Genomic DNA, 26,273 nt, shown 5'->3' on the forward strand with positions numbered 1-26,273 from the left:
GGGTTACTACTCCTGTCCAGGCACGGCCCGGCCGAGCAGGCCGAGGAACGAGTTGTTGAGCAGGGCGGCGTCGGCCGGCCGGATCGGGTGGTATCCGAGCAGCAGCGCCTGGCCGTACAGGGCCTCGACGGCGAGACCGACCAGCTCCGGATCCGTGAGTGCGGTGACCCGACGGACCAGCGGGTTGCGGTGGTTGAGCACGAGCTGCGGGCGTTCCGGTGGCCCGGAGGCGGCGATCGCCTCGAGGATCCCGGCCCACGTCTCGTCGGCCCGCTCCCGCGTCGACTGCACCTGCTCGTGGAAGAGGGCCGACCGGCTCACCAGGTAGAGGGCGGGAAGCGACGCCGGGGCGTAGGACCGGACCACCACCTCACAGCCGAGCCGGTCCAGGGCGCGTTGCGCGGTGGCGAGGAACGGCCGCAGCGCCAGCTCGACCCCCGGGTCGAGAACGTCGAACCGGGTGGTGAGGTCGTTCGGTTCCAGCCGCTCGATCAGGATCGTGCGGTCCACCTTCGGCAACCGCTCGATGATCTCGGTGTCGTACGTGTAGCCAGCGTTGACCACCGCCACGTCCTGCGCCGCCGCCACCGCGGCGAGCTGCCGGAACTCGTCGACGCTGGCCGCGTACCGGATCAGGCCGTGACGTTCGCGGAACTCGGCCAGCGTGGTCTGCCCGGTGTTGGTCTCCATCGGCCACCAGCGCTCGACCAGCCGGAGCATCTCGTCGTCGTGCAGCGCCAACGCCTTGACACCGAGGTGGTGGATCTGGAGGAACTCGGCGAGCCGAAGCGGGTTGCCGTCGGCGAGCCGAACCAGCCAGCCCCGGAGCTGGTCGCCGAGCGCCTCCCGGGTGCTCTCCAGCAGACCGTCCTCGTAGAGCGCCTCCCGGCTGGCGGTGGGACGCAGCTCGCTGGCGTCGACCACGCAGCGGGCGAAGAAGGCCCAGTCCGGTAGGAGCCCCTCGGCGCCCTCGGTGAGCAGCATCCGCTTGAGGTAGACCCGGTGCCCGGCCCGGGCCGCCGGGTTCACCGGCACGGGGAGGACGAACGCCGCCCCGGTCAGTCCCGCCTCCGGCACCGACAGCGGTACGACGTCGAACGGGGTGAAGCCGAGCACCTCACGGGCGTACGCGACGAGACGCTCCCGGCGGGCGGCCGGCGCCTCGCCGGCCACCGGTGACCAGGGCGGTGGCCCGGCGGTCGTCTCGACGTCGCCGACGTAGACCCGGATCGGCAGCAGCGACCCGAAGAGTCGGGCCAGCTCCGTCACGGTCGGGGTGGTCAGCCACTGCTCGGCGCCGCGCCGGGGCGTCAGCGTGACGGTGGTCCCCGGCTCGGCCCGGGCCGCACCGGGCTCGGCCAGCTCGACCCGGTAGCGGCCGTCGGCGTAGCCCGTCCAGAGCACGGTCGGCTCGTCGCCGTGCCGGGTCTGGACCCGGATCTCGTCCGCGACCAGGAAGCAGGAGAGCAGCCCGATGCCGAACTGGCCGAGGAACTCGTGTCGGGCGAAGCCGAGTTCGTCCCGCTTGGAGCTGCGGCCGATGGTGGCGAGCAGCTCGTGCACCTGTGCCTCGGTCAGCCCGATCCCGGTGTCGTGCACCCGGAGCGTGCCGTCGCCGGTCAACTCCGGCGGATCGATCCGGACCACGGCCGGCGCCGCCGGTTCGCCGGCACGGCGGGCGGTGATGGCGTCCACCGCGTTCTGCAACAGTTCCCGGACGTAGACCCGGGGGCTGCCGTAGAGGTGGTGACTGAGCAGGTCGACGACGCCACGCAGGTCGACCTGGAAGGTCCGGTCCACGATCGCTACTCCCGTTCGAGGACGGGAGGTCCCGGCTCCCGTCCGACAACGGCGCTCACCGTACCGGTCGGGGGCGACGCTTCGCTTCCTCCTAACGAGCCGGGCGGCGGCCCCCGCCGGCGGGAGCGGCCGGGCCCGCGATCCAGGCGAACGGGTGTGGGGATCGTGCGGGCCGCGCTGACCGCGGCCGGCGTGGGAGATCAGCGCGGACGGCTCGGCGCCGGCGCGGATCCGGATGATGGATCGGCCGCCATCGGGCGCCGCTGATTCCGTCCGGGGCGTATGCCCGTTCCGGCCGGGGCGTACACCCGGGAACCTGGCCGACGCGTGGCGCCTCTACCCGGCATGACGACACGACGCGCCCTGTTGGGACTCCTCGGCGTGGCGGCGGGGGTCGGCGCCGTTCCCGCCGCGACCAGCTGCCGGCGGGAACCGGACCGCGACGAGGCCGGCCGAGCCCCCGGACCGGAGCCGGTCCCGGGGGACGTACTGGTGGTGGAACTGGCCGGTGGCGCACTGGCGGTGGTGGACGCCGCGCACGGCCGGATGCTGGTCGGTCCCGCGCCCGGCGTGCTGACCGGCGACGGGGGCCGGCTCGTCCGCACCGAGCGACCGGCGGAGGCCATCACGCGGCTGACCAGTCACCGCCTGCCCGACGGGACCTTGGTCAGCGGCGGCACCCTGGCCGGTCGGCTCGCCGTCCGGGCCACCTCGCCGGACGGCGCCCTGGTGGCGCTCGCCACCGACGCCGGACCCGGGCACAGCCCCTACCGACCGGGTCCCCGGGAACGGACCACGATCGTGGTCGCCGACAGCGCCGGCGAGCGACGCCGGCTGGAGCTGCCGGGCAACCTGGAGCCGGAGGCGTTCGCCAGCGGCGGGCAGGCGCTCTTCGTCCTCGACTACCTGCCGCCGACCCGGCCGGACCGTTACCGGGTCCGGGTCGTCGACCTCGCCTCCGGCGAGCTCCAGCCGCTGCTGACCCGGACCAAGTCGGCGGTACCGCCCGGCGCCGAGGAGGAGATGCGCGGCGAGGGACGGCAGGCCGTCCACGACCGGCGGCGGAACCGGCTCTTCACCCTCTACACCCACCAGCCCGACCACGTGCACACCCGGGACCGGATCGCCGGGGCACGGCGGGACGCACCGCACGTGCACGCCTTCGTGCACACGCTGAGCCTGGACGAGCGCTGGGCGTTCTGCGTCGACCTGCCGGCGCCGTTCGGCGAGCGGGCCGCGGGCGGGCACGCCATCGTCTCCGACCCGGACGGCACCGCCCTCTACGTGGTCGACGTCGGCACCGGCTCGCTGGCCCGGATCGATCCGGACGGGCTGGTGGTCACCGGAACCCTCCGGTTCGAGCCGCCGGCCGGGTCCGCCGGCGGCCCCCCAGTCGCCTCCGCCGCCTTCGCCGAGCCGGCGGTGCTGCTCGTCGGGGCCGGTCGCGAGGTGGTCGGGGTGGCGGCGTCCGCCGGCGGGGAGACGGTCCGCCGCTGGTCCACGCCGGCCGACGTACGCGGACTCGCCGGTCCGGCCGACGGAACCCGGCTGTACGTCGGACAGCCCGACGCCGTGCTCCGGGTCGACCCGGCCGACGGCACGGTACGGCAGCGGATCGACGTACCCGGGTTGGTCGGTCTGCGACGGGTGGTGACCGGCGACTGAGGCTCCGGACGTGGCGGCCGGTCGGGACACCTCGGCACCCGGACCAATCAATCGATGAACATCGCTCTTGTGCGCCCAATATGTTTCGGGTGATACTGCGAAATGTTTCGATGTCCGAGGTCCGCCCCGACCCGCCACCCACCACCGATCACGGCGGCGGGCCGTCCCGCCAGCTCCGAGGAGTCCCGATGCCACCGTCCCGATTTCCCCACCGTCTGGTCGTGGCGCTCGCGACCTCCGTCCTGGCCGCCGCGGCCGGCGCGGTGGCCATGACCGTCGCGGGCCCGCCGCAGGCGGCCAACGCCGCCGCCTGCACCGGCTACGTGGCCCTGACCTTCGACGACGGCCCGAACCCCTCCACCACCAACGCCCTGCTGAACGCGCTCCGCTCGGCGGGCGTCCGGGCCACCTTCTTCAACATCGGCCAACGGGTGCAGCAGAACCCCGCGCTGGCCCGGGCACAGCAGGCGGCGGGGATGTGGATCGGCAACCACAGCTGGACCCACCCGCACATGACCCAGCTCGGCACCGCGCAGATGGCCTCGGAGATCAGCCAGACGCAGCAGGCGATCCAGCAGGCCACCGGCGTCACGCCACGACTCTTCCGGCCGCCGTACGGCGAGACGAACGCCACCCTCCGGTCGGTCCAGGCCCAGTTCGGCCTCACCGAGGTGCTCTGGAGCGTCGACTCCCAGGACTGGAACGGCGCGAGCACGGCGCAGATCGTGCAGGCGGCCTCCACCCTCCAGGACGGCGGCGTCATCCTGATGCACGACGGCTACCAGACCACCATCAACGCCATCCCGCAGATCGTCGCCAACCTCACCAGCCGGGGCCTCTGCGCCGGGATGATCTCGCCGGTCACCGGGCGGGCCGTGGCTCCGGACGGCACCGACCCCACGACCCCGCCGACCACGCCACCGACCGGCAACCCGACCACCCCGCCCACGGGCACGGGCGGCTGCACCGCCGCCTACCAGACCCTCAACAGCTGGTCCGGCGGGTTCCAGGGCGAGGTGACGATCACCAACACGGGCACCTCCGCGCTGAACGGCTGGACCGTCCGGTGGACCTGGTCGGGCGGCCAGACCATCGGCAGCCTCTGGAACGGTCAACTCAGCCAGAGCGGGAACGCGGTGACGGTCCGCAACGCTCCGTACAACGGCAACCTGGCGCCCGGTCAGCGCACCTCGTTCGGGTTCGTCGCGACCGGCGCCGCCACCGCGCCGTCGGTGACCTGCACCAGCCCCTGACCCTGGAGCGGCCGACCGTACGGCGCCCGAAGCCGACGGGGGCCGGCGCGACGCCGGCCCCCCGGTTCGTGCCTCGGTCGGGGTCCGCTCAGCCGCTCAGCCCGCCGGGCTGGTCACCCTTGACCACGGGAGCCCGGACCAGGTTGCCCCACTCGGTCCATGATCCGTCGTAGTTGCGCGCCCTCGGGTACCCGAGCAGGTGGCGCAGCACGAACCAGGTGTGACTGGACCGCTCACCGATCCGGCAGTAGGCGATCACGTCGTCGTCCGGGGACAGCCCGAGCTGGTCGGTGTAGATCGCCCGCAGCTCCTCCGGACTCTTGAAGGTGCCGTCATCGTTCGCCGCGGCCTTCCACGGCTGGTTCACCGCGCCCGGGATGTGGCCACCGCGCAGCGCCCCCTCCTGGGGGTACTCCGGCATGTGGGTCAGCTCGCCGGTGTACTCGCGCGGCGAGCGGACGTCGACCAGCGGCCGGGCCGCCGCGATGTGGGCCAGCACCTGGTCGCGGTACGCCCGGATCGGCGCGTCGTCCCGGACCGGAACCGGGTACTCCGTCGCAGGCCGCGCCACCTTCTCGCGGGTCAGCTCCCGCCCCTCGGCGACCCACTTCTGCCGGCCACCGTTGAGCAGCCGCACGTCGGGGTGGCCGAAGAGGCTGAACACCCAGAGCGCGTACGCCGCCCACCAGTTGAAGGCGTCGCCGTAGAAGACGATCGTGTCGTCCCGGCTGATCCCCTTCGCCGAACAGAGCCGGGCGAACGCCTCCGCGTCGAGGTAGTCCCGGGTCACCTGGTCGTTCAGCTCCAGGTGCCAGTCGACCTTGATCGCACCCGGGATGTGGCCGGTCTCGTAGAGCAGGACGTCCTCGTCCGACTCGATCACCACCAGGCCGTCGGCGCCCAGGTGTGCGGCCAGCCACTCGGTGGTGACCAGGCGCTGCGGGTCGGCGTAGCCCTGGAGGCTCGGTGCGGGATCGCTCGGCAACGGCACGATCCCACCGTACGCCGGGCGGATCCGCGAGAAGGCCAGCTTGCGGGGTTAGCGTCGACACATGACGGAGTCGATCGTGGAGCGGACCTTCCGGCGGGAGGACTGGTACGGCGAGGAGCTGACCGACCGGGAGTACGTCGACTGCGAGTTCTTCGACGTCGACCTGACCGAGGCGACCACCCGTCGGGTCACCTTCACGAACTGCGTCTTCAGCGGCGTACGGTTCAACGCCTCCCGGCACGTCGACTCGGCCTTCCTGCGCTGCGGGTTTCGCCGCTGCACCCTCTTCGACGCCGAGTTCACCGGCTGCAAGCTCGTCGGCAGCAGCTTCACCGAGTCGACGCTGCGTCCGGTGACCGTCCTCGGCGGGGACTGGTCGTTCGTCGGGCTGGCCGGCGCCGACCTGCGGGGCGTGACGATCCGGGACGTCCGGATGCGCGAGACGGACCTGGCCAAGGCGGACCTGACCGAGGCGGTGCTCGCCGGCGCCGACCTGAGCGGGGCCATTCTCCGGGGCGCCCGCCTCACCCGCTGCGACCTGCGCGGCTCCGACCTGACCACGCTCGACCCGACCACCGTCGAGCGGTCTGGGGCGATCATCGACGCCGCGCAGGCGATGATCGTCGCCCAGGCTCTCGGCTTCGACGTCCGGGGCTGAGGCGGGACGCCCACCCGCCTCCCGCGTACCGTCCGGCACCACGACGCCCGCCGGGCAGGCGGCTCGGTCTCCTCAGTGGACGGATCGATCGCCGGACGGGGAGAGCGGATCGGCGAGGAAGGGTGCCAGGGTCGGGCGTTTCGCGGTGACGGTGTCACCGGACGACCTCCCGGTCAGCCGGCGCTTGATCCACGGCGCCAGGTGCCGGCCGGCCCAGCGCAGGTCGGCGCCCCGGGCCGCCAACCACGGCGTCGGGGCCGGCTCGGGCGGCACCACCAGCCACCGCTCGTCGCAGGGAACGCCGAGCGCGGCGAGAACGTGCGCCGCCACCCGCCGGTGTCCGGCCGGCGACAGGTGCAGACGATCCTCGCTCCACAGCGCCGGGTGGCGGAAGACGTCGTCAGCGAACAGGTCCACCAGCAGCGCGCCGTGCCGTCGCGCGGTGTCGCCGGCCGCACGGTTGAGGATCGCCGCCCGGGGGCCGATGATGCGCTGCCCGGGCAGCCGCGCGGTCACGTCAGCGAACCGGAACAGCACCACGTCGGCGCCGGTGGCCCGCAGCTCGGCGACCACCCGGTCGTAGCGCTCCACCAAGGCGGCCGCGTCGAAGTTGCGCCGCAGGGCGTCGTTACCGCCGGCGGCGAAGCTGATCAGGTCGGGGCGCATCTCGAGTGCGGCCGGCACCTGCTCGGCGACGATGGCGCCGAAGAGCCGCCCCCGGATCGCCAGGTTGGCGTACCGGAAGTCCGGCCCGGTCGCCGCGGCCAACGTGGCGGCTACGAGATCCGCCCACCCCCGGTAGCCGCTGCCGTCCGGGTAGGGGTCGTCGAGCCCCTCGGTGAAGCTGTCCCCGATCGCCACGAAGCTACGCCAGCGCACGCGCCCCCCTTCGCCCCTCTGCCGTGGATCATCGAGCGCCGGCAATTGTGTCAGCCGGAGCTGGTTCCGGGTATCCCCGCCGACCCGCAGGTGACCGACGCCGCATCCGGGAGGGCCGAACGCGACCCGGTTGGGGCTGCGCGGAAGTGGCTGCGGCCCCGGGTCGGCGTGCCACGGGGCAGGGCGGCGCGGGCACACCGCGGGGTCGGGCGGCGCGCCGGGGTGCCCGAATCCGGCCGCGTCTGGCCGCCACGCGGCCGGCGAAATCCGGTGCCCGACCCGCCACGGCGGTACTACGCTGCCCGGGTGCTGCTACGGATGTCCACGCTGTTCCTGCGAACGCTGCGCGAGGATCCGGCCGACGCGGAGGTGCCGAGCCACCGGCTGCTGGTCCGGGCCGGGTACCTCCGTCGCGCCGCGCCGGGTGGCTACACGTGGCTGCCGTTGGGCCGGCTCGTGCTGGACCGGGTCACCGACGTGATCCGGGAGGAGATGCTGGCCATCGGCGACCAGGAGGTGCTCTTCCCGGCGCTGCTGCCCCGCGAGCCGTACGAGACGAGCGGCCGGTGGACCGAGTACGGCGACGACATCTTCACCCTGAAGGACCGCCGGGGTGCCGACCACCTCCTCGGCCCGACGCACGAGGAGATGGTCACCCTCCTGGTCCGGGACACCTTCACGTCGTACCGCGACTTCCCGGTCTCGCTCTTCCAGATCCAGACGAAGTTCCGCAACGAGGCCCGGCCGCGGGGTGGGTTGCTCCGCGGGCGCGAGTTCCTGATGAAGGACGCGTACTCGTTCGACCTCGACCAGGCCGGCCTGCGCGCCGCGTACGACCGGCACCGCGCCGCCTACCAGCGAATCTTCGACCGGCTGGGGCTGGACTACACGATCGTCTCGGCGGTCTCCGGGGCGATGGGCGGCTCGGCCTCCGAGGAGTTCCTCGCCACGAGCCCGGTCGGCGAGGACACCTTCGTCAGCTGCACCGTGTGCGACTACGCGGCGAACACCGAGGCCGTGACGACTCCGCCGCCGCCCGCCCGGGACATCCACGCGCACCCGCCGGCCGAGACCCACGACACGCCGGAGACCCCGACGATCGAGTCCCTGGTCGAGCTGGCCAACGCGCGTCGGCTCGCCGGCCGCAGCGACTGGACCGCCGCCGACACCCTGAAGAACGTGGTCGTCTCGGTGCGGCGGCCCGGCGTCGCCGAGCCGGAACTGCTGGTGGTCGGGGTACCCGGCGACCGCGAGGTGGACCTGCGGCGACTCGGCGCGGCGCTGGCTCCCGCCACCGTCACGATGTACGACTGGAGCGGCGCGGCGGGCGTCGGCACCGGGTCCCGCGACGCGGGCGACGGCGACGCGACCGGTACCGACCGGGACGCCGACGGCGACAGCAGCACCGGCACCGACGGCAGCCGCGGCGGTGACCCCGGCGCCCCGTCGGTCCCCGAGCTGGTCCGGGGCTACATCGGGCCACAGGTGTTGGCCAAGCTCGGCATCCGCTACCTGGTCGACCCCCGGGTCGCCCCGGGCACGGCCTGGCTCACCGGGGCGAACGAGCCGGGCCGGCACGCGACCAACGTGGTCTGCGGGCGCGACTTCACCCCGGACGGCACCGTCGAGGCGGCCGAGGTCCGGGCCGGAGACCCGTGCCCGGCCTGCGAGCCCGGCGTGCTGACCGTCCAGCGGGGCATCGAGATCGGGCACATCTTCCAACTCGGCCGCCGCTACACCGACGCGTTCCGGGTGGACGTCGCCGGTCCGGACGGCCGAGCGGTCCGGCCGATTATGGGCTGCTACGGCATCGGGGTCTCCCGGGCGGTGGCGGCGATCGCCGAGCAGCACCACGACGAGCGGGGACTGGTCTGGCCGGCGGCGGTTGCGCCGTGCGACGTACACCTGGTCGCGGCCGGCAAGGGCCCGCAGACCGAGGCGGCGCTGAAGCTCGGCGCGGACCTCGCCGTCCGGGGCCTGCGGGTGCTGGTCGACGACCGGACGAACGTCTCTGCCGGGGTGAAGTTCACCGACGCCGAGCTGATCGGTATCCGACGCACCGTCGTGGTCGGTCGCCGCTGGGCCGACGGGTACGTCGAACTGCGCGACCGGGCCACCGGCGAGCGCGCCGAACTGGCGGTGCCGGAGCTGCTGGAGCGGCTGGCGGAGCCGACCCGGACGCGGTACCGCTGACGGACCGGGGTGGACCCGTCCGCGACCAGGGCACCCGACACTGTCTACATGCGACCGTCGCGCCGGCTATAGTCAGCGGTCCTCGCACCGACATGATCACACGGGGGTGAACCATGTCCACCGACCAGACCGCGAGCCCGGCAGACGCGCCGCGGACCGACACGACCCCGGGTGCGGCGGACGACCCGCCCACCGACGAACCCACGAAGAAGCCGACCGGGGCGGAGGCCGGCGTCACCCAGGCTGCCGCGCCCGCCGACGAACCCGCCCCGGAGCCGGCGGACCAGCCGCCCGCAGACGGACCCGAGCCGGAGTCGACGGAGCTGCCGCCGGCCGGCGAACCGGCCCAGCCGCCGAAGAAGAAACGCGTGTTCTGGACCGTCGCGGGTGTGCTCGGTGCCGTGCTGGTGGTGATGGTTCTGATCGGCGGTGGCAAGGACCTGCTCGGATCGTTCCTCAGCGATCTCGCCAAGGGCACGGACCACATCGACAAGGTGGTGGTCGGCGACTGCCTGAAGGAGACCCCGAGGGACGGCACCTCGCCGTACCGGATCGTCGGGTGTGACGACGCCGCGGCCACGTACAAGACGCTCGCGGTCGTCAAGGGCGGTACCCGCGGATCCTGCATCAACGTCGCCGGCGCCAATCGCTCGATCACGAACAGCACCGGCACCGTCTGCATGGGGCCGAAGGACGTCGATCCGGCCAGGGCGGTGAACGTGGCGAAGGAGGGCGACTGCCTCGGTGTCGTCGGCGACGACGCGCAGCGGGTGGACTGCTCCGACACGGACGCCCGGTACGTCGTGCTCGCACGGCTCAGCGACGTCCTCAAGAGTGACGTCGAGAGGGCGTGCGCCACGGTCCCGGCCACGGTCAGCACCTACGCCTGGGACTGGGGGGCCGACCCGTCCGGCAACCCTGCCGCCGGTCGCGTCGACGTGGTGCTCTGCCTCGGGGAGAAGTGACGTACCAGGGTGGGTCCCGGGGTCGGCTGGTCCGCCACTCCACCGGACCGCGCTGTCCCGCCTAACGGCTCGCCAACCGGGGTGCCGGGCGGGTGGTCCGGTGCGCCTGGTAGAGCCGCTGGCACTCGCCGTAGTCCGGGAGCAGCCCGGCACGGCGCAACTCGGCCAGGGTCGGGGCCGCCGCGTCACGCTCGGAGAGGATCGGTGTGAGGTCGTCCGGCCAGGTCAGCGCCAGTTCCGGGTCTCGGACGTGCACGACCCGCTCCCGGGCGGGGGCGTACCGGGCTGAGCAGTAGTAGGTGACGACGCTCTCCTCCTCCAGCGCCACGAACGCGTGACCGAGTCCTTCGGAGAGGTAGACCGCGCGGTGGTCGACGCTGTCGAGCCGGACCACCTCGTGCCGGCCGAAGGTCGGCGAGCCGATCCGGAGGTCGACGACCACGTCGAGCACGGCCCCGCGCGGGCAGTAGACGTACTTGGCCTGACCCACCGGTACGTCCGCCCAGTGCACGCCCCGGATCACGCCCCGCCGGGAAACGCTCTGGTTGACCTGTGCCACGGTCAACTCGAAGCCGAGCGCGTCGGCGAAGACGGCCGCGTCGTACCAGACCAGGAAACTGCCCCGCTCGTCCGGAAACACCGGTGGCGCGAACTCCCACGCGCCGGGTATGGACAGCTCGGTGGCCTTCACGCGTCACCTCTCCGGGTCACGGGGTGGTCGCCGGCTCCTCGGGGTTAACCGCACGATACCCGCCCGACAACCGAGAGTGGCCAATCGGGAAGCCGACACAGTGTCAGAGTGGTGGAGAAGGGGTACCGGGTGGTATCGGCGGGAGACGCTTTCGGAGGCAGCCGTGGCTGGGGTCAAGGTCCGCGACGTGATGACCAGAAAGGTCGTCTACCTGCCCGCGGGAACGCCGTTGGACGAGGCCGCCAGCGCGATGCGGGACGCCGACATCGGTGACGTGGTGGTGACCGACGGCCCGAACCTGCTCGGCATGGTGACCGACCGCGACATCGTGGTCCGGGCGGTGGCCGAGGCGCGGGACGTCCGCCAGACCACGCTGGGCGCGATCGCCACCCGGGAGATCGTGATGATCGAGCAGAACTCGACCGTCGACGCCGCCGCTGCCCTGATGCGGGAACGGGCCGTACGCCGGATCCTGGTCTGCGACAGCGACCGACGGCTCGTCGGCATCGTCTCCCTGGGCGACCTGGCGATGCGCCTCACCCCGGCCCCGGCCCTCGCCGGCGCCCACGACACCGCCCCCGGCCGGTGACCGAGGAGCGGACGCCCCGGGGGGGCCGGGAGCACCGGTCACCGCCCCGGTCGGCTGGGTAGCCTGGCCTCCATGTCGCAGCCCACGTCCCCGCCGATGCCGCCGAAGCTCGCCGAGATCGTGGCGGAGTTCGCCGCCGCGCCCCGGGACGTGGTCCTGGAGATGCTGCTGGAGTACGCCGACGCGGTGCCGCCGCTGCCGGCGCACCTGGCCGACCGGACCGGGATGGAGCAGGTGCCGGAGTGCCAGACCGCGTTCTTCCTCCGGGCCGAGGTGGCCCCCGACCGGACCGTCACCACCTGGTTCGACTGCCCGCCGGAGGCGCCGACGACCCGGTCCTTCGCCGGCATCCTCGCCGAGGGGCTGGCCGGGGCGAGCGCCGAGGAGGTGCTGGCCGTACCGGACGACCTCTACCAGCGGATGGGGTTGGCGCAGGCGATCAGTCCGCTGCGGGTACGCGGCGGCAACGCCATCCTGGCCCGACTGAAGCGCCAGGTCCGGGAACAGATCGGCTGACCTGCGGGTTGTGCTGCCCGTGGAGATCGACGTTTACGCGGACGTGGTCTGCCCGTGGTGCTACATCGGGCTACGCCGGCTGACCGAGGCGCTGGCCTCGTACGACGGGGAGGTCACCGTCCGACACCGGCCGTTCCAGCTCGACCCGTCACCGGTACCCGAGCCCAGGCCGACGCTGGAGATGCTGGCGGAGAAGTTCGGCGGACCGGAGCGGGCGCGGCAGATCGCCGCCCACACCGCGGCGGTCGCCGCCGGGGTCGGCCTGGAGCTGCGCTTCGACCGCGCCGTGGTGGCGAACTCCTTCGACGCGCACCGGCTGGTCTGGTACGCCGACCGACACGGCCACGCGGCGGAGCTACTGGAAGCGCTCTACCGGGCGCACTTCACCGACGGGGTCGACGTGGGTTCCCGACCCGCCCTGGCCGGCATCGCCGCCGGGGTCGGCCTGGACGAGGCCGAGGCCACCCGCTTCCTCGACTCGACGGAGGGGGTGACCGAGGTCCGGAGTGCGCTCCGGGAGGCGCACGAACTCGGTGTGACGAGCGTTCCGACGTTCGTGCTCGCCGGGAGGTACGCCGTCACCGGGGCCCAGGAGCCGGCGACGCTGCTCGCCGCCCTCGCCGAGGTACGCCGGCGCGAGGCCGCCGACTGAGGTGCGGATCGTCTGGCGCGGCTCAGCCCGCCCGCGATCCGGTCACGCTCGGCAGCCGACAGGTCACCCGACAATGTTTCACGTGCAACAACATCGTCGTTCTTCGATTCATATCCCGTGATCCTCGGGGCGCGTCCCATCCACCCGACCCGATCCGGGGGACGGGACGCGCCCCGAGGGTTCAGGTCGCCGCCGCGGCGACCCGCTCCACCTCGGCGAGCATCAGCCGCAGCGACAGGCTGTGCCGGTGCGCCGGCAGTCGCTCCAGCGCCCGTCGCGCGTATCTGAGCCCGCCCGCCGCGTCCCCGGCGCTGGCCATCAGCAGACCCCGGTGCAGCTCGATGTGGGTGGCGAACCGGGGCAGCCGGGCCGGGCGGGTCCGGTCGGCCGCCTCCTGGGCGGCCACGGCACCGGGATGGCCAAGCCGGGACAGCAGCATCGACTCGAAGGTGTGGAAGCGCCACTCCGGGACGGCGAAGTCGGAGACCTGCTCCTCGCTACCGACGACGGCGAAGACCCGCCGGGCCTCGTCCAGCGTGTGCAGGGCGGTGGTGGCGTCGCCCCGAACCGCGGCGACGTGGGCCTGCGCGGTGAGCGCGGTGAGCCGGCCCAGCGATGGCCGGTCGGAGAGCGCGACCGCCTGCCCCGCGAGCCGGGCCGCGACCGCCAGGTGCGCCCCCTCGTACGCCAGCGCGAGGGCGGCCCGGCCCCGTACCCAGACCCGGGTCGCCAAATCGGCGGAGCGGTCCGCGGCGATCGCCGCCATCTCGTACGACCGGATCGCGCCGCGCCGGCCGTCGTTCGTCGGCAGCGTCTTGCCGTACACGGTCATCAGTCGGGCCGCCACCGCCCACAGGTGCGGGTTGTTCAGCTCCTGTTGCAGGACGACCAGATCGCTGGCGAGCCGCCCCTGCAGTTCGGCCGCGCCGAGCGACATGTAGTCCTGGCCGTACGCCTCGGCCCGGGCGACCCAGTCGTCGACGCCGCGACGTGGCCCCATCGCGGCGGCGAAGCCGTGCTGGATCAGCTCGGCGACGGCCGACGGCACGACGACGGCTGCGGCGAGCACGAGGGCGTCCCTGCGCTGCACGCGGTCTCCCAACACCCGTTCGTAGGCGAGCACGAGGTCCGGGGTCGCCGGTCGTTTGCCCAGCTCCACGTTGCAGAGATGGCTCTTGCTGTAGTTGGTCCGGGCCGCCATCTGGGTCAGCGTGACCGCGGCGTCCGTACGAGCCATCCTCAGCCTTGCGCCGACGTGATCCATTCGTCTACCGCCCATGCGCCGCGGAAAACACCTGAAAACCGCGCCTACTATCGGTAGTTCCCCGATTACGCGAATGTGGTGATGTGGATCGCTTCCGCTCGATGTGGTGCCGGTCAATGTTCTACCGCTTCCTGCCCCGGAAGGTAAGTGGGCAGTGACCGACGATCCGCCACCGGGCGGTCAGCTCCGCAGCTGGCGGGCACGATGTGCCACGACGTCCTCGGGCCTTCGGCGTCGGAGTGTCGTCGTGTCCGCCGCCCCTCGGGCGCACCCCCCGACGCCCTTCCCCCGGGTCGGGTCGCGCCCCGCCGGGTGCGGCGGCCGTGCCGGCGGCCGCCGCACCCCCCACCGTCGCGCTGGAGCCACCCCTCGGCCGCCCCGGATCACCGCACCCGGGCCGTCCACCCAGCGACACGGGGCCGCACGGCGACGCTCGATGTGATAGACATCAACATCCGCGCCACGCACCACATCCGGGGCGGTCGCCCGGCCCCGGCCGTCCCGGGGCGGAACGGAGAGGCGGATGAGCGAGAGAACGCTGTGCCTGCCGTGCACGCTCGCGCTGCGCCCGCCGGTGACCGCGACACCGCACGGCTGCCCCGGGCAACTCCAGGTCTTCTCCGGCACCGGGCAGCTCCGGGTACGGTACTGCGCCTGCCCGGTCTGCTGGCCGGACCGGGCCGCGGAGGGCGCGGCCGGGACGGCGGGCGACCCGCCGGAGGTCGCCCCGGGGACCGGCGACGGACCGGCGGAGGGCTCAGGCGGCGGGTCGGGCCAGTCCCTCGATGACCTCGGCCCCTGGGAGCAGCGCCAGGGCGGACCCGGGTAGCGCGATCTTGCTGTGCCGGACGCCGGACCCGACGATGACGTACGGCGTGGTGACCACCCGCGCGTCGACCAGGATCGGCCAGGACTCGGGCAGTCCGATCGGGGTGATACCGCCGTACTCCATGCCGGTGAGCCCCACGGCGTCGGCCATCGGCGCAAAGCTCGCCTTACGGACGTCGAGGTGTCGGCGTACCACGCCGTTGACGTCGGCCCGGGTGGTGGCGAGGACGACACATGCGGCGTACCGGAGCGTCCCCTCCCGTCGGCCGGCCACCACCACGCAGTTGGCCGAGGCGTCGAGCCCCACGTCGTACGCCGCACAGAAGGCGGCGGTGTCGGCCAGGGTCGGATCGATCGGCGCGACCAAGACGTCGTCGACCGGCACCGTGGCGTCGGCGGGCCAGCGCCCGAGGGCGGCGGCCACCGGCGGGGCGAGCAGGTCGGGTCGGCTCCGGGCCGGTTCGGTCTTCAGCGTTCCCAGCACGTGGGCCATCCTCGCACCACGGGCCCGCGGCGGACGCGCCGGGCGTTGGGCACCGGGCCGAGACGTGCGACGGTTGACCGCGACACCGGGCCGGGACGTCCGGGCGGTGGTCAGCTCCCGGCCAGGAAGGCGTTCTCCCGGACCACGGTGCGCTCGAGCAGTCGCGCCCGTTCCGGCGCCTGGGCGGCGCGCTCGCGCCGGAGGTCGACGTCCTCGATTCCGTGCCGGACGGCGATTCGGACGACGCCGTAGAGGAAGACGAAGCCACAGACGTACAGGACGGACGCTATCGCCAGGAAGAGCATGCCGTCAGGGTAGAACTCCGCCATTTCAGAATAAGTCTCATATCTCCGCAGGTCGCCCATCCGTGTCCGTCCGGCGCCGCGTCATCCCGGGTCTCCGGTCACTCGGGTACGCGGTAGCGCCGTGCCGCGTCGAAGACCTGGGCCAGTTCGGCCGCGTCCTGTGCGGCGTGGTGGGTGTGCGGCAGTCCGGTCAGGCCGAGCGCGTTCTTGATCTTTCCCTTGTGCGTCTGCGACCACTCGACGCCGGTCCGGCCCATCCAGTAACTGCGCAGGTCCACCCCGGACCCGGTCGCCCCGAACGGGCTCTGGCCGACGAACCGGATGAAGTACCAGTGCACGAACATGCCATCCCAGACGGCGGGCGCGGCGAGGAAGACCGGCCGGCCGCGTCGGCGCAGCCCGTTCACCCATCGGGCGGCCGCCGCCATCGCCACCTCGGCGGGCGGAGCCTCCCGGCGTAGCCGCTCCCGGTCCAGCCCGGAGACCGCCAGCGCGGCCGGGACGAAGTCGTCGGAGATCGGCCGCAGCTCGGTGTAGAAGGTCAGCTCCGGATGGCCCGCCACCGCCATGCCGAGCGAGAGCATGCTGTACGGCCCGGGGATCGGACCGTCCGCCTCGACGTCCACCGCGACATACAACTCGGGAAGATCAGCCATCCGTCCAGCGTGCCGGCACAGGGCGGCCCCATCCACCCGTTTCCCGGACCGCCGGCGGCCGGCTCCAGACGAGCCGAATACCTCAACTTATGTCTAGGTAAGCTGGTTTGCGTGCCCGAACCCTCATACCCCCTCACCGTCGGCCAGGTCGCGCGGCGCAGCGGGGTGGCCGTGTCAGCGCTGCACTTCTACGAGGCCAAGGGCCTGATCAGCAGCACACGCACCAGCGGCAACCAGCGCCGCTACAGCCGGGACATCCTCCGCCGGGTGGCCTTCATCCGGTTCGCCCAACGGGTCGGGCTGCCGCTGGCCGAGATCCGGGCCGCCCTGGCCAGCCTGCCGGAGCAGCGCACCCCCAACCGCGAGGACTGGGCCCGGCTATCGGCGGGCTGGCGTGCCAGCCTGGACGCCCGAATCGCCGCCCTGCAACGACTCCGCGACGACCTCACCGACTGCATCGGCTGCGGCTGTCTCTCCCAGGACCGCTGCGCGCTCTCCAACCCCGAAGACGTGCTGGCCGCCTCCGGCCCCGGGCCGCGCCGGCTGCTCGCCGGGCTGCCGGCCGTCGACGGCGCCCCGGAGCCGGCGCTCGCCGCCCAGCCGGCCACGCCCAGCTGCGCCAGCCAGCCGGCCACGCCGGCCCCCACCACGGCGACGTCGACGTGCGGCCCGCAGCCGAGGGTCAGCCGCCCGCGGCGGACGGCGCGAGCGGCCGGCAGGGGCGCCGGCCGGCCCGGTAAGGCATAACCGCCCGTCGCTCGGGTAGGCAGCGCCACCACAGCTTCGGGAGGGTGACATGGGCTACCCGAGTACGGCCGCGGGCCGCAGCCGCGACGCGTGGCGGAGGAGCACGCCGGTTCGCGGCTCCGGTCGATGAGATCGCTCGGGCGGCGGCTGCCCGGCGTACACCTGGCCGCGGCCCTGGCCCCACCCGCCGTACCGGAGCTGCTCGCCACCGTCTCCCGTACCGCCGAGTCCGTGGTCTCCCGGGCGGCCCGGGCCGCCGGACTCACCCGGCGCGCCGTCTGGTCACGGCCCGGCCGGCACCACATCGAGGTACGCGGCGTCGCGCAGCCAGGCGCCGAGCGGCTGGTCGCCCGGATCGAGGCGGCTCTGGAGGCCGTCCCCGGCGTGCGCTGGGCCCGGGTGAACGCCCCCTCGGGCCGGGTGGTGGTGGCGGTCGGCCCGCCAGAGCCCCGGCTGCGCGAGTTGGTGGCGGCGATCGCCGAGGTGGAGCGCACCGACGGCTCGGCGCTCGACCCCGACTGCCCGGAACCGCATCCGCCGGAGGAGGGGCCGCGGAGCCGGCGGGCGATCACCCGGCTCGCCGCCGACGCCGCCGGACTCAGTCTGTCGGCGGCGGTCCGGATCCTGCCGTTCACCCGTGCCCCGGGGGAGATCGCCGGCCTGGTCCGGGCCATCGACCTGCATCCGCGGCTGCACGCGCTGGCGGGCCAGGGCCTGCGCGGCGACCACCGCGCCGACTCGCTGCTGCCGCTGGCCTCGATCCTGGCGCAGGGCCTGACCGGCGGCTGGGCCGGCATCGTCCTGGACGGCGCGCAGCGGATCATGCAGTGGGGCGAGGCCCGGGCACAGCTCGCCGCCTGGGAGAAGGTCGAACCGCTCCTCGCCGGCTCGCCGGACCGGGCCGCCGCGCCGCCGCCACCGGACGAGCGACCACGTCCGAAACCGGCCGGCCCGATCGAGCGCTACCTGGCCCGGGCGCTGGAGTCGGGAACCCTCGCCGGCGGCGCCGTACTCGGTCTGGCCGGACGGAAGCGGGCCGCCGCGCTGGCCCTGGCCAGCCTGCCCAACGCGGCGGCCACCGGCCGGGAGGCGTACGCCGCCCGGCTCGGCTGGCAGCTCGCCCGGCGCGGCGTCATCGCGATGGACCGCGGCGTGCTGCGCGAACTCGAACGCCTGGACACCCTGGTCCTGGACGCCGCCGCGCTCCGCTCGAGACGGGGTGTCCTCACCGACCTGGTGCCGCTCACCGCGTACGACCCGGAGGAGGTGGCGGTCCGGGCCTTCGCCCTCTTCGACCCGGACGCGCCGCACGGGCGCCACACCGGCGACGGCTGGACGCTCGGGCCCCTCGACGACCTGCCGGAGCCAGAACCGGCCGCTGCCGGGGAGGTCGAACGGCTGCGCGCCGAAGCAGACGGGACGCTGCTCGGGCTGGCGCGCGACGGCGTCCTCACCGCCGTCGTCCGGGTCACCCCGGAGCCCGCACCGGGGATCGACGCGCTGCCGGCCGCCGCCCACCGGGCCGGGCTGCGGCTGCTGGTCGCCGGGACGGAGGCGGACCGGGAACAGTACGGGTTCGCCGACGGTCTGCTGCCCGGCGGCCCGAAACTCGCCGCCGCGATCCGGTCACTGCAACACGACGGGGCGATGGTGGCGCTGGTCTCCGCCGACCCCCGGGCGCTGGCCGCCGCCGACTGCGGCCTCGGCGTCTGGCGGCACGACGGTGATCCGCCCCCGTGGGGCGCCCACCTGCTGGTCGGCGCCGACCTGACGGCGGCGGCACTGGTGGTCGAGGCCGCCGGACTGGCCCGGACGGTGGCCCGGCAGAGCATCGGCCTGGCCGCCGGCGGCAGCGGGCTCGGTGCCCTCGCCGCGTTCACCGCCGCGCCGTCCCGACTTCCCGGCCGGGCCATCGCGCCGATCAACGCCGCCGCCGGACTGGCCCTCGGCCACGGAGCCTGGCGGGCGGGCCGGCTGCCCAAGCTCCCGGCCACGACGTCGGCGCCTCCCACCCCGTGGCACCTGATGCCGGTCGAGACGGTGCTGGCCCGGCTCGACAGCGACCGGGCCGGTCTCCGCAGCGAGCAGGTCGAGCAACGCCGCCGTGGCGGGTCCGACCACGTCACCGACGCCCTCAGCCTGCCCCGGGCGTTCGCCGAGGAGCTGGCCAATCCGCTCACCCCGGTGCTGGCCGGCGGGGCCGGCCTCTCCGCCGCCGTCGGCTCGGTCGCGGACGCCGCGCTGGTCGGCGGGGTGATCGCGCTGACCGCGCTGATCGGTGCCGGGCACCGGGTCTCCACCGAACGGTCCCTGGCCGAGCTGCTGTCCCGGTCGGCGGTGACCGCCCGGGTACGGCGGGACGGGACCGAACGGGTGCTCGCCGCCGACGAACTGGTGCCGGGCGACATCGTCGCCGTCGAACCCGGAGACGCGATCCCGGCGGACTGCCGGGTCATCGAGGCGGACGGCCTGGAGACCGACGAGTCGTCCCTCACCGGGGAGTCGCTGCCGGTGTCGAAGACCAGTCAGCCCGTGGTCGCCGCCGCCGTCGCCGACCGGCGCTCGATGCTCTACGAGGGAACGACGGTGGCGGCCGGACGTGGCCTCGCCGTGGTGGTGGCGACCGGGGCGGAGACCGAGGTCGGCCGGGGCATGGCGCTCGCCGTCGGGGACTCGCCGACCAGTGGCGTGGAGGCCCGGCTCGGCCGGCTGACCCGGATGTCGCTGCCGCTGGCCGCCAGCTCGGCGGTCGCGGTCGCCGGGGCGGGACTGCTGCGCGGCGTACCGCTAGTCGAGTCGGCCGGCGCCGCCGCGAACCTCGCGGTCGCCTCCGTACCGGAGGGGTTGCCGTTCCTGGTCAGCGCCGCGCAGTTGGCGGCGGCGCGGCGGCTGGCCGAGCACGGTGCGCTGGTCCGCAACCCGCGTACGATCGAGGCGCTCGGCCGGGTCGACGTCCTCTGCTTCGACAAGACCGGCACCCTCACCGAGGGTCAGCTGCGGCTGGCCGGGGTCGGCGACGGCGCGCGGTACGCCGCGGTCGACGAGCTGGACCGGTCGCTCCGCCCGATCCTCGTGGCGGCGCTGCGGGCCACCCCGAACGCCGACCGGCCCGAGGAGCTCAACCAGCAGACGGACCGGGCGGTGCTGACGGGTGCCCGACGGGCCGGGCTCGGCACCGGGAGCCAGCGCCATCCGTGGCACCAGACGAACGCCCTGCCGTTCGAGCCCTCGCGCGGTTACCACGCCACCGTCGGTCGGCATCGCGACGGGTACCTGCTCAGCGTCAAGGGGGCGCCGGAGACGATCCTGCCGCGCTGCACCCGGCGCCGCGGCCCGCGCGGCGACCGGACCCTGGACGAGGCGGCCCGCCGGGACCTACGGGAGGCCCTGGACCGGCACGCCGGCGCCGGCCACCGCGTGCTCGCGGTGGCCGAGCGGAAGCTGCCCACCGAGGACGTCACCGAGGAGGACGTCACCGAGCTGACCTTCGTCGGTTTCCTCACGCTCGCCGACGGGGTGCGGGAGAGCGCGGCGCCCGCCGTCCGGCGGATCCGGCAGGCCGGCGTGCACACCATCATGGTCACCGGTGACCACCCGGCCACCGCGGAGGCGATCGCGGCGACCATCAGCCAGGACGGGGCCGATCAGCGGGTGGTCACCGCGACCGAACTGGACCGGCTCGACGACGACGCGCTCGCCGAACGGCTGGCCCGGACCGACGTGGTGGCCCGGTGCACCCCGACGCACAAGGTACGGATCATCCGGGCGCTCCAGAAGCACGGCCGCACGGTGGCGATGACCGGCGACGGAGCCAACGACGCGCCGGCGATCCGGCTGGCCGACGTCGGAATCGCGCTCGGACAGCGGGGAACCCCGGCGGCCCGGGCCGCGGCGGATCTGGTGGTCACCGACGACCGACTCGAAACGATCATAGCGACCCTCGTCGAGGGGCGGGCGATGTGGTCGTCGGTCCGGCACGCGCTGAGCATCCTGGTCGGCGGCAACCTCGGCGAGATCGCCTTCAGCGTCCTCACCGCCGCGCTGACCGGCCGCTCCGCGCTGAACGGGCGACAGATGCTGCTGGTCAACCTCCTCACCGACCTGGCTCCGGCGATGGCGATCGCGGTCCGGCCGCCGGCACCGGACCGGATGGCCGGCCTGCTCACCGAGGGACCGGAGAGCTCCCTCGGCGCCACCCTCAGCCGGGAGATCACGCTGCGGGCCGGCGCCACCGCCCTCGGCGCGACCACCGGCTGGACACTGGCCCGCTACACGGGCAGCCGGCGCCGGGCCGGCACCATCGCCCTCGCCGCCCTGGTCGGTACGCAGCTCGGCCAGACCCTGCTCGACGGCGGCATGAACCCGACCGTGCTGGCCTCGACCGTCGGGTCGGTCGCCGTGCTCGCCGCGGTGATTCAGACTCCGGGCCTGAGCCACTTCTTCGGCTGCACCCCGCTCGGTCCGGTCGGTTGGGGCATCGCCGCCGGCAGTGCCGTCAGCGCCACCCTCGCCAACGCCGCCGTCGGCCGGCTGATCGCACCCGCCCCGGAGCCGTCCGAGGCCCCGGAGCGGGCCGAGAAGCCAGGGGCCCCGGAGCCGGCGACGCGGCGTTCGGGACGGCCTCCCGCCGCAACGGGAGGCGACGGGGCCGAACGCGCTGCCGGGTCCGGCGGCTGACCCGGCCGGACGAGCCGGTTCGTTGCGACGTCGGCACGGATCGCCGGCGTGCCTCCCGCGGGCTCCGTCGAGACCCGCCGGGTACGGCGGGGCGGACCGCCGTGCCACGCCATCGATCACGTCCCCGACCGGAACGTCCTCGGGTACGCCTCCGGCCGGCCACATCGCTCCGGCGCCGCCATCGTCCGGTGAAGGACCGCGCAACCTCTATCCGAATATCTCACTCCTTCTATCGATTGCCCTCATGGATAAGTAGGGTCATCGATGCCGTCGGTGGCGGGGGCCACCGACCTGGCACGACGGAGGGAGACACATGCGTCGACCTGTCGCAGTCCTGGTCACCGGAATCCTGGTGGCCACGACCCTGGCACCTGGCAGTGCGCAGGCCCAACCGGCGTCCGCAAAGGGGGGAACGACCGACTGGGCGGCCGCGGTCGCCCGGGCCGGCGGGATCGCCACGACGAAGCCGTCCCACCACGCCCGGCCACCGTCCGGGCCCAATCCGTTCCTCGCGCTGCTGCCCAACCCCGGCGCCGCGGACCACGCCGGCTGGCGGGCCTGGCTGACAAGGAAGGGTGACGAGCGTGCCGCGCTGCGGGCGCGGCAGCGGGCCGCGCAGGCGACGCCGCTGCTGGCCGACGAGGAGGAGCCGGCCGGGATCCGGGGCGGTAACGACAGCCCGGCCACCGCGCAGCGGATCACCGGCTTCGGCACCGGCAACGGGGACAATCCCCGGCTCCGGGTGCTCGGCGCGCTCTCTCCGGAGCAGCTCGACGTCGAGGAACTCCCGCCGAACCCCGAGGACGACGGGGCGATCCCGCTGGCCGGCGAGACCGGCATCGGCGAGACCACCAGGGCGGTCCGGATCTCGGCGCAGATCGGCGACGGGCCGCACGGCAGTGCCGGCACCGGCACCGGCGACTACGACTGGTACCACCTCACCGGCGTCGCCGGCGAGACCGTGACGATCGACATCGACACCCCGACCGGCAACCTGGACTCGATACTGGTCCTCACCACCGACGACGGCGAGATCGTGGCCGCCAACGACGACAGCGACGGGTTCGACAGCCGTATCACCCACACGTTCACCGCGGACGGCTCGTACTACGTCCTGGTCACCGGCTTCCCGTCGCTCCCGGCCGACCCGTTCGACCCCGCCAGTGGGAACGGAGCCGGCAGCGAGGGCCCGTACGACCTGCGGATCGACACCGCCGAGCAGGACGTCGACGTCTACGCCGTACGGCTGCGTCCCGGCGACGTCCTCGGCGTCTCGGTGGCGGGCAGCGCCGCCCGGGTGACCGTCTACGATCCGCGACGGCGCGAGGTGCACGGCTCCGCCCAGGACCTCACCGGGATCTACCCGGCCGACAGCCCGCTGCCCGGCGGTGGGAACGCCGTCACCGAGCACGTGGCGACCGAGGCGGGGTGGCACTACGTCGGGGTGACCCTCGGCTCCGGGAGCTACGACATCACCGTCGAGGCGTACCGTCCCGGGCTGGAGGGAGAGCGACCGCGCCAGACCCTCTTCCTCGACTTCGACGGTGCCCGGATCAACACCGCGATCTTCGGTGGCCCGGGGGTACGGACCCTCAGCCCGATGCGGGCCTTTCTCGGCCGCTGAGGGCTCTCCGCGGAGGACGAGGACGCGGTGATCGACGCGATCGTCGCCACGGTCGAGGAGAACCTCCGACAGGACATGATCGCCAGCGGTCTCAACCGCCGGTTCAACCTGCGGATCCTGAACAGCCGCGACCACGCCGACCCATTCGGCCAGGCGAACGTCAGCCGGGTGATCATCGGCGGCACCATCGACGAGTCCGGGATCCCGACGATCGGCATCGCCCAGTCGATCGACCCGGGCAACTTCGAGACCGAGGAGTCCGCCCTGGTGCTGCTCGACCTGTTGAGCGAACCGACCGGCGAGGCCTCGCTGAACACGTATCTCACCGCGGCCAGCGACCGGATCGGCTTCATCGGCCGTGCGGTGGGTAACGTCACCGCGCACGAGGCCGGCCACTTCTTCGGTGACTGGCACGTGGACCAGTTCAACGAGCACGCCAACCTGATGGACCAGGGCGGCAACCCCGCGCTCATGTTCGGGGTGGGCGCGGACGGCATCGGCGGCACCGCCGACGACCCCGACGTCGACTTCGGGGAGGACGTCTTCAACCCGGGTGAGGGCTTCACCGGGCTCGAGAACACCCTCGGCCGGATCGCCCTGACCGTGACGCGCTGAGCGGCGACCGCCGTCGGCCCGGGCCGTACCGCGACCACGGTGCGGCCCGGGCTCGCCCCGTGTCGTCGCTCGTCCCGCGTCACGCGGGTGCCGCCGGCCGGGACGACGTCGAGGCTGCGGCGTTCCTCGGCGGGACGCCGGGCGACGCGGACGCGTCACGGGGCCGTCGGGCGTGGGACGTCTCCCGGCCGGTCATGTGCCGTGCCGTCGTGTACCGTGCTGCCGGACTCCGGGTGGGTGAGTGCGGCGAGGAGCCGCAGTTTCTCGTCGCTGTCGCTCCCCCGGTCGGGGTAATAGACGACGAGGATGACGTCCTCGATGGGAAGTTTGTCCCGGTGCAGGCGGAGTTCGCCGACGACGGGGTGGTGGACCGTGGTGGTGCCGCCCTCGAGGTTGCGGACGTCGTGGCGGGCCCACAGGGTACGGAACCGCTGACTGGAGAGCGCGAGTTCGCCGACGAGCTCGACGAACCGGGGGTTGTCGATGTCGTCCCCGATGGTGGTGCGGAGGGTGGCGACGAATTCGGCGGTCGCCTTCGCCCAGTCCTGGTGGAAGGCCCGCTCCTCGGGATCGAGGAGGAGCGAGCGCAGCCGGTTCTGGCCGGGCCGCAGCCGGGGGTTGAGCGCGACGGCCATGGGGTTGGCGGCCAGGACGTCGAACGCGCGCCCTTCGACGAACGCGGGAATCTGAAGGTGGCCGAGCAGTTCGTGCACCCGCGCCGGTACGTGCTCGGGCCGCTTGCGGCGGGGCGCGCGGGGACGTGCCGCCGCGAGGCCGAGCAGATACGTCCGTTCGATGTCGTCGAGTTGCAGGACGCGCGCGAGTGATTCGAGCACCTGGGGTGAGGGGTTCCGGTCACGGCCCCGTTCCAGGCGCAGGTAGTAGTCGGGGCTGATGCCGGCGAGCAGGGCGACCTCCTCACGGCGCAGGCCGGGCACGCGGCGGTTGCCGCCGGCGGGAAGCCCCACCTGCGCCGGGGAGACCAGCTCGCGCCGGGCCCGAAGGTACCTGCCGAGCCGATTGCCCGATTCCTCGTCCGTCATCCCGACGTCCCTCATGAGGACACGGTAGTGCGGTGCGGGTATGCCAGCGGGGGCCCTGGCAGGACCAGGGAAAACGGGGGCCTGCTACCCCCCGCGAACGCGGTCGAGACTGGGATGGCACCTCCGTGACAGCACCAGCGCGCCGGGCCACAGCGCCGTCGGCGCCCCGACCGAAGGGACTATCTCGTGGACATCTCCCACCGCACCGTCGCGATCATCGGCGGAACCTCGGGCATCGGTCGTGAGCTGGCCCGCCGATTCGCCGCAGCGGGCAGCACCGTGACCGTGGGCGGCCGCAACCAGGACGCCCTCGCGGAACTCGCCGGCGAAGGGTTCGGCACGTTCGACATCGACGTCACGGACCCCGCCTCCGTCGCAGCTGCCCGGGATGCCGTCCTCGCCCGGTACCCGGAGCTGGACACCGTGGTGACGATGGCGGGGATCATGCTGATGGAGGACCTGCGCGACCCCGCCCACTTCCCGGCGACCGAGGCGACGATCAACACCAACCTGCTCGGCACCATCCGCGTCATCGACGCCTTCACGCCCCACCTGATCCAACGGGGCGGCGGCACCGTCATCACCGTCACCTCCGGAATCGCCTTCCTGCCCTTCCCACCCATGCCCAGCTACGCCGCCTCGAAGGCCGGGGTGCACGCCTACTCCGAGGCACTGCGCGCGCAGCTCGCCGGCACCGGCGTCGACGTCGTCGAGCTCGTCCCCCCGGCCGTCGCCACCGCGGGCCAGGAGAAGGTGAACCCGCACGCCCTGCCGCTCGACGACTTCGCCACCGAGGTCATGCAGCTGCTCTCGCAGAACCCCACCCCGCGCGAGATCCTCGTGAAGGGCGTCCTCATGCACCGCTGGGCCGAGCGCGACGGCACCTACGACGACCTCGTCGCCCAGCGCTCCCAGGCCCTGGCCATGCTCCCGAGCCGCCAGGGCTGACCACCTTTCCGCACCCCGCCGCCCACCCGGCACCGTGACCCGCGTCGCTGACCGGATCGGTCCGGATCGGGGCACGATAGTGCCTGACGCGGGGCCGGGTCGGCGGGACAGGATCGGTGACATGCACCGCGCCCTCATCGTTCTCGACGTTCAAGAGTCCTTCCGGCAGCGCCCGCTCTGGGCCGCCTGCTCGAATCCCGACATCGTCGAACGGGTACGCCCCTCCTCGC

General features: G+C 73.6%; 23 protein-coding genes. 14 read left to right on the plus strand and 9 right to left on the minus strand.

Annotation, left to right across the window (positions count from 1 at the left end):
- Positions 1 to 6 precede the first annotated feature (6 nt).
- Positions 7 to 1,800 (minus strand): HSP90 family protein, encoded by a 1,794-nt coding sequence (locus EF879_RS01180; RefSeq protein WP_123553801.1) that lies wholly within the window; start codon positions 1,798 to 1,800, stop codon positions 7 to 9.
- A gap of 345 nt (positions 1,801 to 2,145) precedes the next feature.
- Here EF879_RS01180 and EF879_RS01185 point away from each other — a divergent pair, with 345 nt between their 5' ends.
- On the plus strand, positions 2,146 to 3,465 hold the full coding sequence (locus EF879_RS01185) for a lactonase family protein (RefSeq protein WP_148086331.1): 1,320 nt from the start codon (positions 2,146 to 2,148) through the stop codon (positions 3,463 to 3,465).
- A 188-nt stretch (positions 3,466 to 3,653) separates the two neighbouring features.
- On the plus strand, positions 3,654 to 4,718 hold the full coding sequence (locus EF879_RS01190; RefSeq protein WP_123553805.1) for a polysaccharide deacetylase family protein: 1,065 nt from the start codon (positions 3,654 to 3,656) through the stop codon (positions 4,716 to 4,718).
- An 88-nt stretch (positions 4,719 to 4,806) separates the two neighbouring features.
- Here the strand turns inward: EF879_RS01190 and EF879_RS01195 are convergent, their stop codons facing one another.
- Entirely contained in the window at positions 4,807 to 5,709 is a 903-nt protein-coding gene (locus tag EF879_RS01195) for a sulfurtransferase (RefSeq protein WP_123553807.1), read from the minus strand.
- Between the two features lie 61 nt (positions 5,710 to 5,770).
- On the opposite strand from EF879_RS01195, the gene EF879_RS01200 reads away from it, so the two are divergent.
- A complete protein-coding gene (locus EF879_RS01200) occupies positions 5,771 to 6,367 on the plus strand; it encodes a pentapeptide repeat-containing protein (RefSeq protein ID WP_123553809.1) in 597 nt (198 codons plus the stop codon).
- Positions 6,368 to 6,439: 72 nt separating this feature from the next.
- Here the strand turns inward: EF879_RS01200 and EF879_RS01205 are convergent, their stop codons facing one another.
- Positions 6,440 to 7,246, minus strand: coding sequence for an SGNH/GDSL hydrolase family protein (locus EF879_RS01205; RefSeq protein WP_123553811.1), 807 nt, complete (start codon positions 7,244 to 7,246; stop codon positions 6,440 to 6,442).
- Positions 7,247 to 7,552: 306 nt separating this feature from the next.
- Between EF879_RS01205 and proS the strand changes: the two genes are divergently transcribed.
- Positions 7,553 to 9,439 (plus strand): proline--tRNA ligase, encoded by a 1,887-nt coding sequence (gene proS, locus EF879_RS01210; RefSeq protein ID WP_233604155.1) that lies wholly within the window; start codon positions 7,553 to 7,555, stop codon positions 9,437 to 9,439.
- A gap of 113 nt (positions 9,440 to 9,552) precedes the next feature.
- Positions 9,553 to 10,404: a hypothetical protein gene (locus EF879_RS01215; RefSeq protein ID WP_123553813.1), complete on the plus strand. Its 852-nt coding sequence runs from the start codon at positions 9,553 to 9,555 to the stop codon at positions 10,402 to 10,404.
- A gap of 61 nt (positions 10,405 to 10,465) precedes the next feature.
- Here EF879_RS01215 and EF879_RS01220 read toward each other — a convergent pair whose 3' ends face one another.
- On the minus strand, positions 10,466 to 11,095 hold the full coding sequence (locus tag EF879_RS01220; protein WP_123553815.1) for a dTDP-4-dehydrorhamnose 3,5-epimerase family protein: 630 nt from the start codon (positions 11,093 to 11,095) through the stop codon (positions 10,466 to 10,468).
- Positions 11,096 to 11,258: 163 nt separating this feature from the next.
- On the opposite strand from EF879_RS01220, the gene EF879_RS01225 reads away from it, so the two are divergent.
- From EF879_RS01225 to EF879_RS01235, 3 genes are all read left to right on the plus strand, one after another.
- Positions 11,259 to 11,684, plus strand: coding sequence for a CBS domain-containing protein (locus tag EF879_RS01225; protein WP_123553817.1), 426 nt, complete (start codon positions 11,259 to 11,261; stop codon positions 11,682 to 11,684).
- A gap of 96 nt (positions 11,685 to 11,780) precedes the next feature.
- Positions 11,781 to 12,200 (plus strand): SufE family protein, encoded by a 420-nt coding sequence (locus EF879_RS01230; RefSeq protein ID WP_123555195.1) that lies wholly within the window; start codon positions 11,781 to 11,783, stop codon positions 12,198 to 12,200.
- A 19-nt stretch (positions 12,201 to 12,219) separates the two neighbouring features.
- Positions 12,220 to 12,852: a DsbA family protein gene (locus tag EF879_RS01235; RefSeq protein ID WP_123555197.1), complete on the plus strand. Its 633-nt coding sequence runs from the start codon at positions 12,220 to 12,222 to the stop codon at positions 12,850 to 12,852.
- A gap of 181 nt (positions 12,853 to 13,033) precedes the next feature.
- Here the strand turns inward: EF879_RS01235 and EF879_RS01240 are convergent, their stop codons facing one another.
- Positions 13,034 to 14,116, minus strand: coding sequence for a helix-turn-helix domain-containing protein (locus tag EF879_RS01240; RefSeq protein ID WP_123553819.1), 1,083 nt, complete (start codon positions 14,114 to 14,116; stop codon positions 13,034 to 13,036).
- Between the two features lie 523 nt (positions 14,117 to 14,639).
- Here EF879_RS01240 and EF879_RS01245 point away from each other — a divergent pair.
- A complete protein-coding gene (locus tag EF879_RS01245) occupies positions 14,640 to 14,945 on the plus strand; it encodes a hypothetical protein (protein ID WP_158624088.1) in 306 nt (101 codons plus the stop codon).
- Here the strand turns inward: EF879_RS01245 and EF879_RS01250 are convergent.
- From EF879_RS01250 to EF879_RS01260, 3 genes are all read right to left on the minus strand, one after another.
- Entirely contained in the window at positions 14,874 to 15,425 is a 552-nt protein-coding gene (locus tag EF879_RS01250) for a YbaK/EbsC family protein (RefSeq protein ID WP_123555199.1), read from the minus strand. The genes EF879_RS01245 and EF879_RS01250 overlap by 72 nt on opposite strands.
- 113 nt (positions 15,426 to 15,538) lie before the next feature.
- Entirely contained in the window at positions 15,539 to 15,757 is a 219-nt protein-coding gene (locus EF879_RS01255; RefSeq protein ID WP_233604156.1) for a hypothetical protein, read from the minus strand.
- A 74-nt stretch (positions 15,758 to 15,831) separates the two neighbouring features.
- Positions 15,832 to 16,389 carry an exonuclease gene (locus EF879_RS01260; RefSeq protein WP_123553823.1) on the minus strand — a complete coding sequence of 186 codons (558 nt, stop codon included), beginning with the start codon at positions 16,387 to 16,389 and terminating at the stop codon, positions 15,832 to 15,834.
- Positions 16,390 to 16,500: 111 nt separating this feature from the next.
- Here EF879_RS01260 and soxR point away from each other — a divergent pair, with 111 nt between their 5' ends.
- The 4 genes from soxR to EF879_RS01280 all read left to right on the plus strand — a co-directional run bounded on the left by soxR (position 16,501) and on the right by EF879_RS01280 (position 24,052).
- Complete coding sequence (soxR, locus tag EF879_RS27885) at positions 16,501 to 17,136, plus strand: redox-sensitive transcriptional activator SoxR (RefSeq protein WP_370375428.1); 636 nt, start codon at positions 16,501 to 16,503, stop codon at positions 17,134 to 17,136.
- A 126-nt stretch (positions 17,137 to 17,262) separates the two neighbouring features.
- Positions 17,263 to 21,813: an HAD-IC family P-type ATPase gene (locus tag EF879_RS01270; RefSeq protein ID WP_123555204.1), complete on the plus strand. Its 4,551-nt coding sequence runs from the start codon at positions 17,263 to 17,265 to the stop codon at positions 21,811 to 21,813.
- 313 nt (positions 21,814 to 22,126) lie between these two features.
- Positions 22,127 to 23,437, plus strand: coding sequence for a PPC domain-containing protein (locus EF879_RS01275; RefSeq protein ID WP_123553825.1), 1,311 nt, complete (start codon positions 22,127 to 22,129; stop codon positions 23,435 to 23,437).
- 27 nt (positions 23,438 to 23,464) lie between these two features.
- Positions 23,465 to 24,052, plus strand: a complete 588-nt coding sequence (locus EF879_RS01280) for a hypothetical protein (protein WP_123553827.1) — start codon at positions 23,465 to 23,467, stop codon at positions 24,050 to 24,052.
- 155 nt (positions 24,053 to 24,207) lie between these two features.
- On the opposite strand, the gene EF879_RS01285 is transcribed toward EF879_RS01280, so the two are convergent.
- Positions 24,208 to 25,110, minus strand: a complete 903-nt coding sequence (locus EF879_RS01285) for a helix-turn-helix transcriptional regulator (protein WP_233604157.1) — start codon at positions 25,108 to 25,110, stop codon at positions 24,208 to 24,210.
- A gap of 171 nt (positions 25,111 to 25,281) precedes the next feature.
- Here EF879_RS01285 and EF879_RS01290 point away from each other — a divergent pair, with 171 nt between their 5' ends.
- Complete coding sequence (locus tag EF879_RS01290) at positions 25,282 to 26,043, plus strand: SDR family oxidoreductase (RefSeq protein ID WP_123553831.1); 762 nt, start codon at positions 25,282 to 25,284, stop codon at positions 26,041 to 26,043.
- Positions 26,044 to 26,273 lie beyond the last annotated feature (230 nt).

Source organism: Micromonospora sp. HM5-17 (assembly GCF_003762835.1).
In the GTDB taxonomy this organism is placed as follows: Bacteria; Actinomycetota; Actinomycetes; order Mycobacteriales; family Micromonosporaceae; genus Plantactinospora.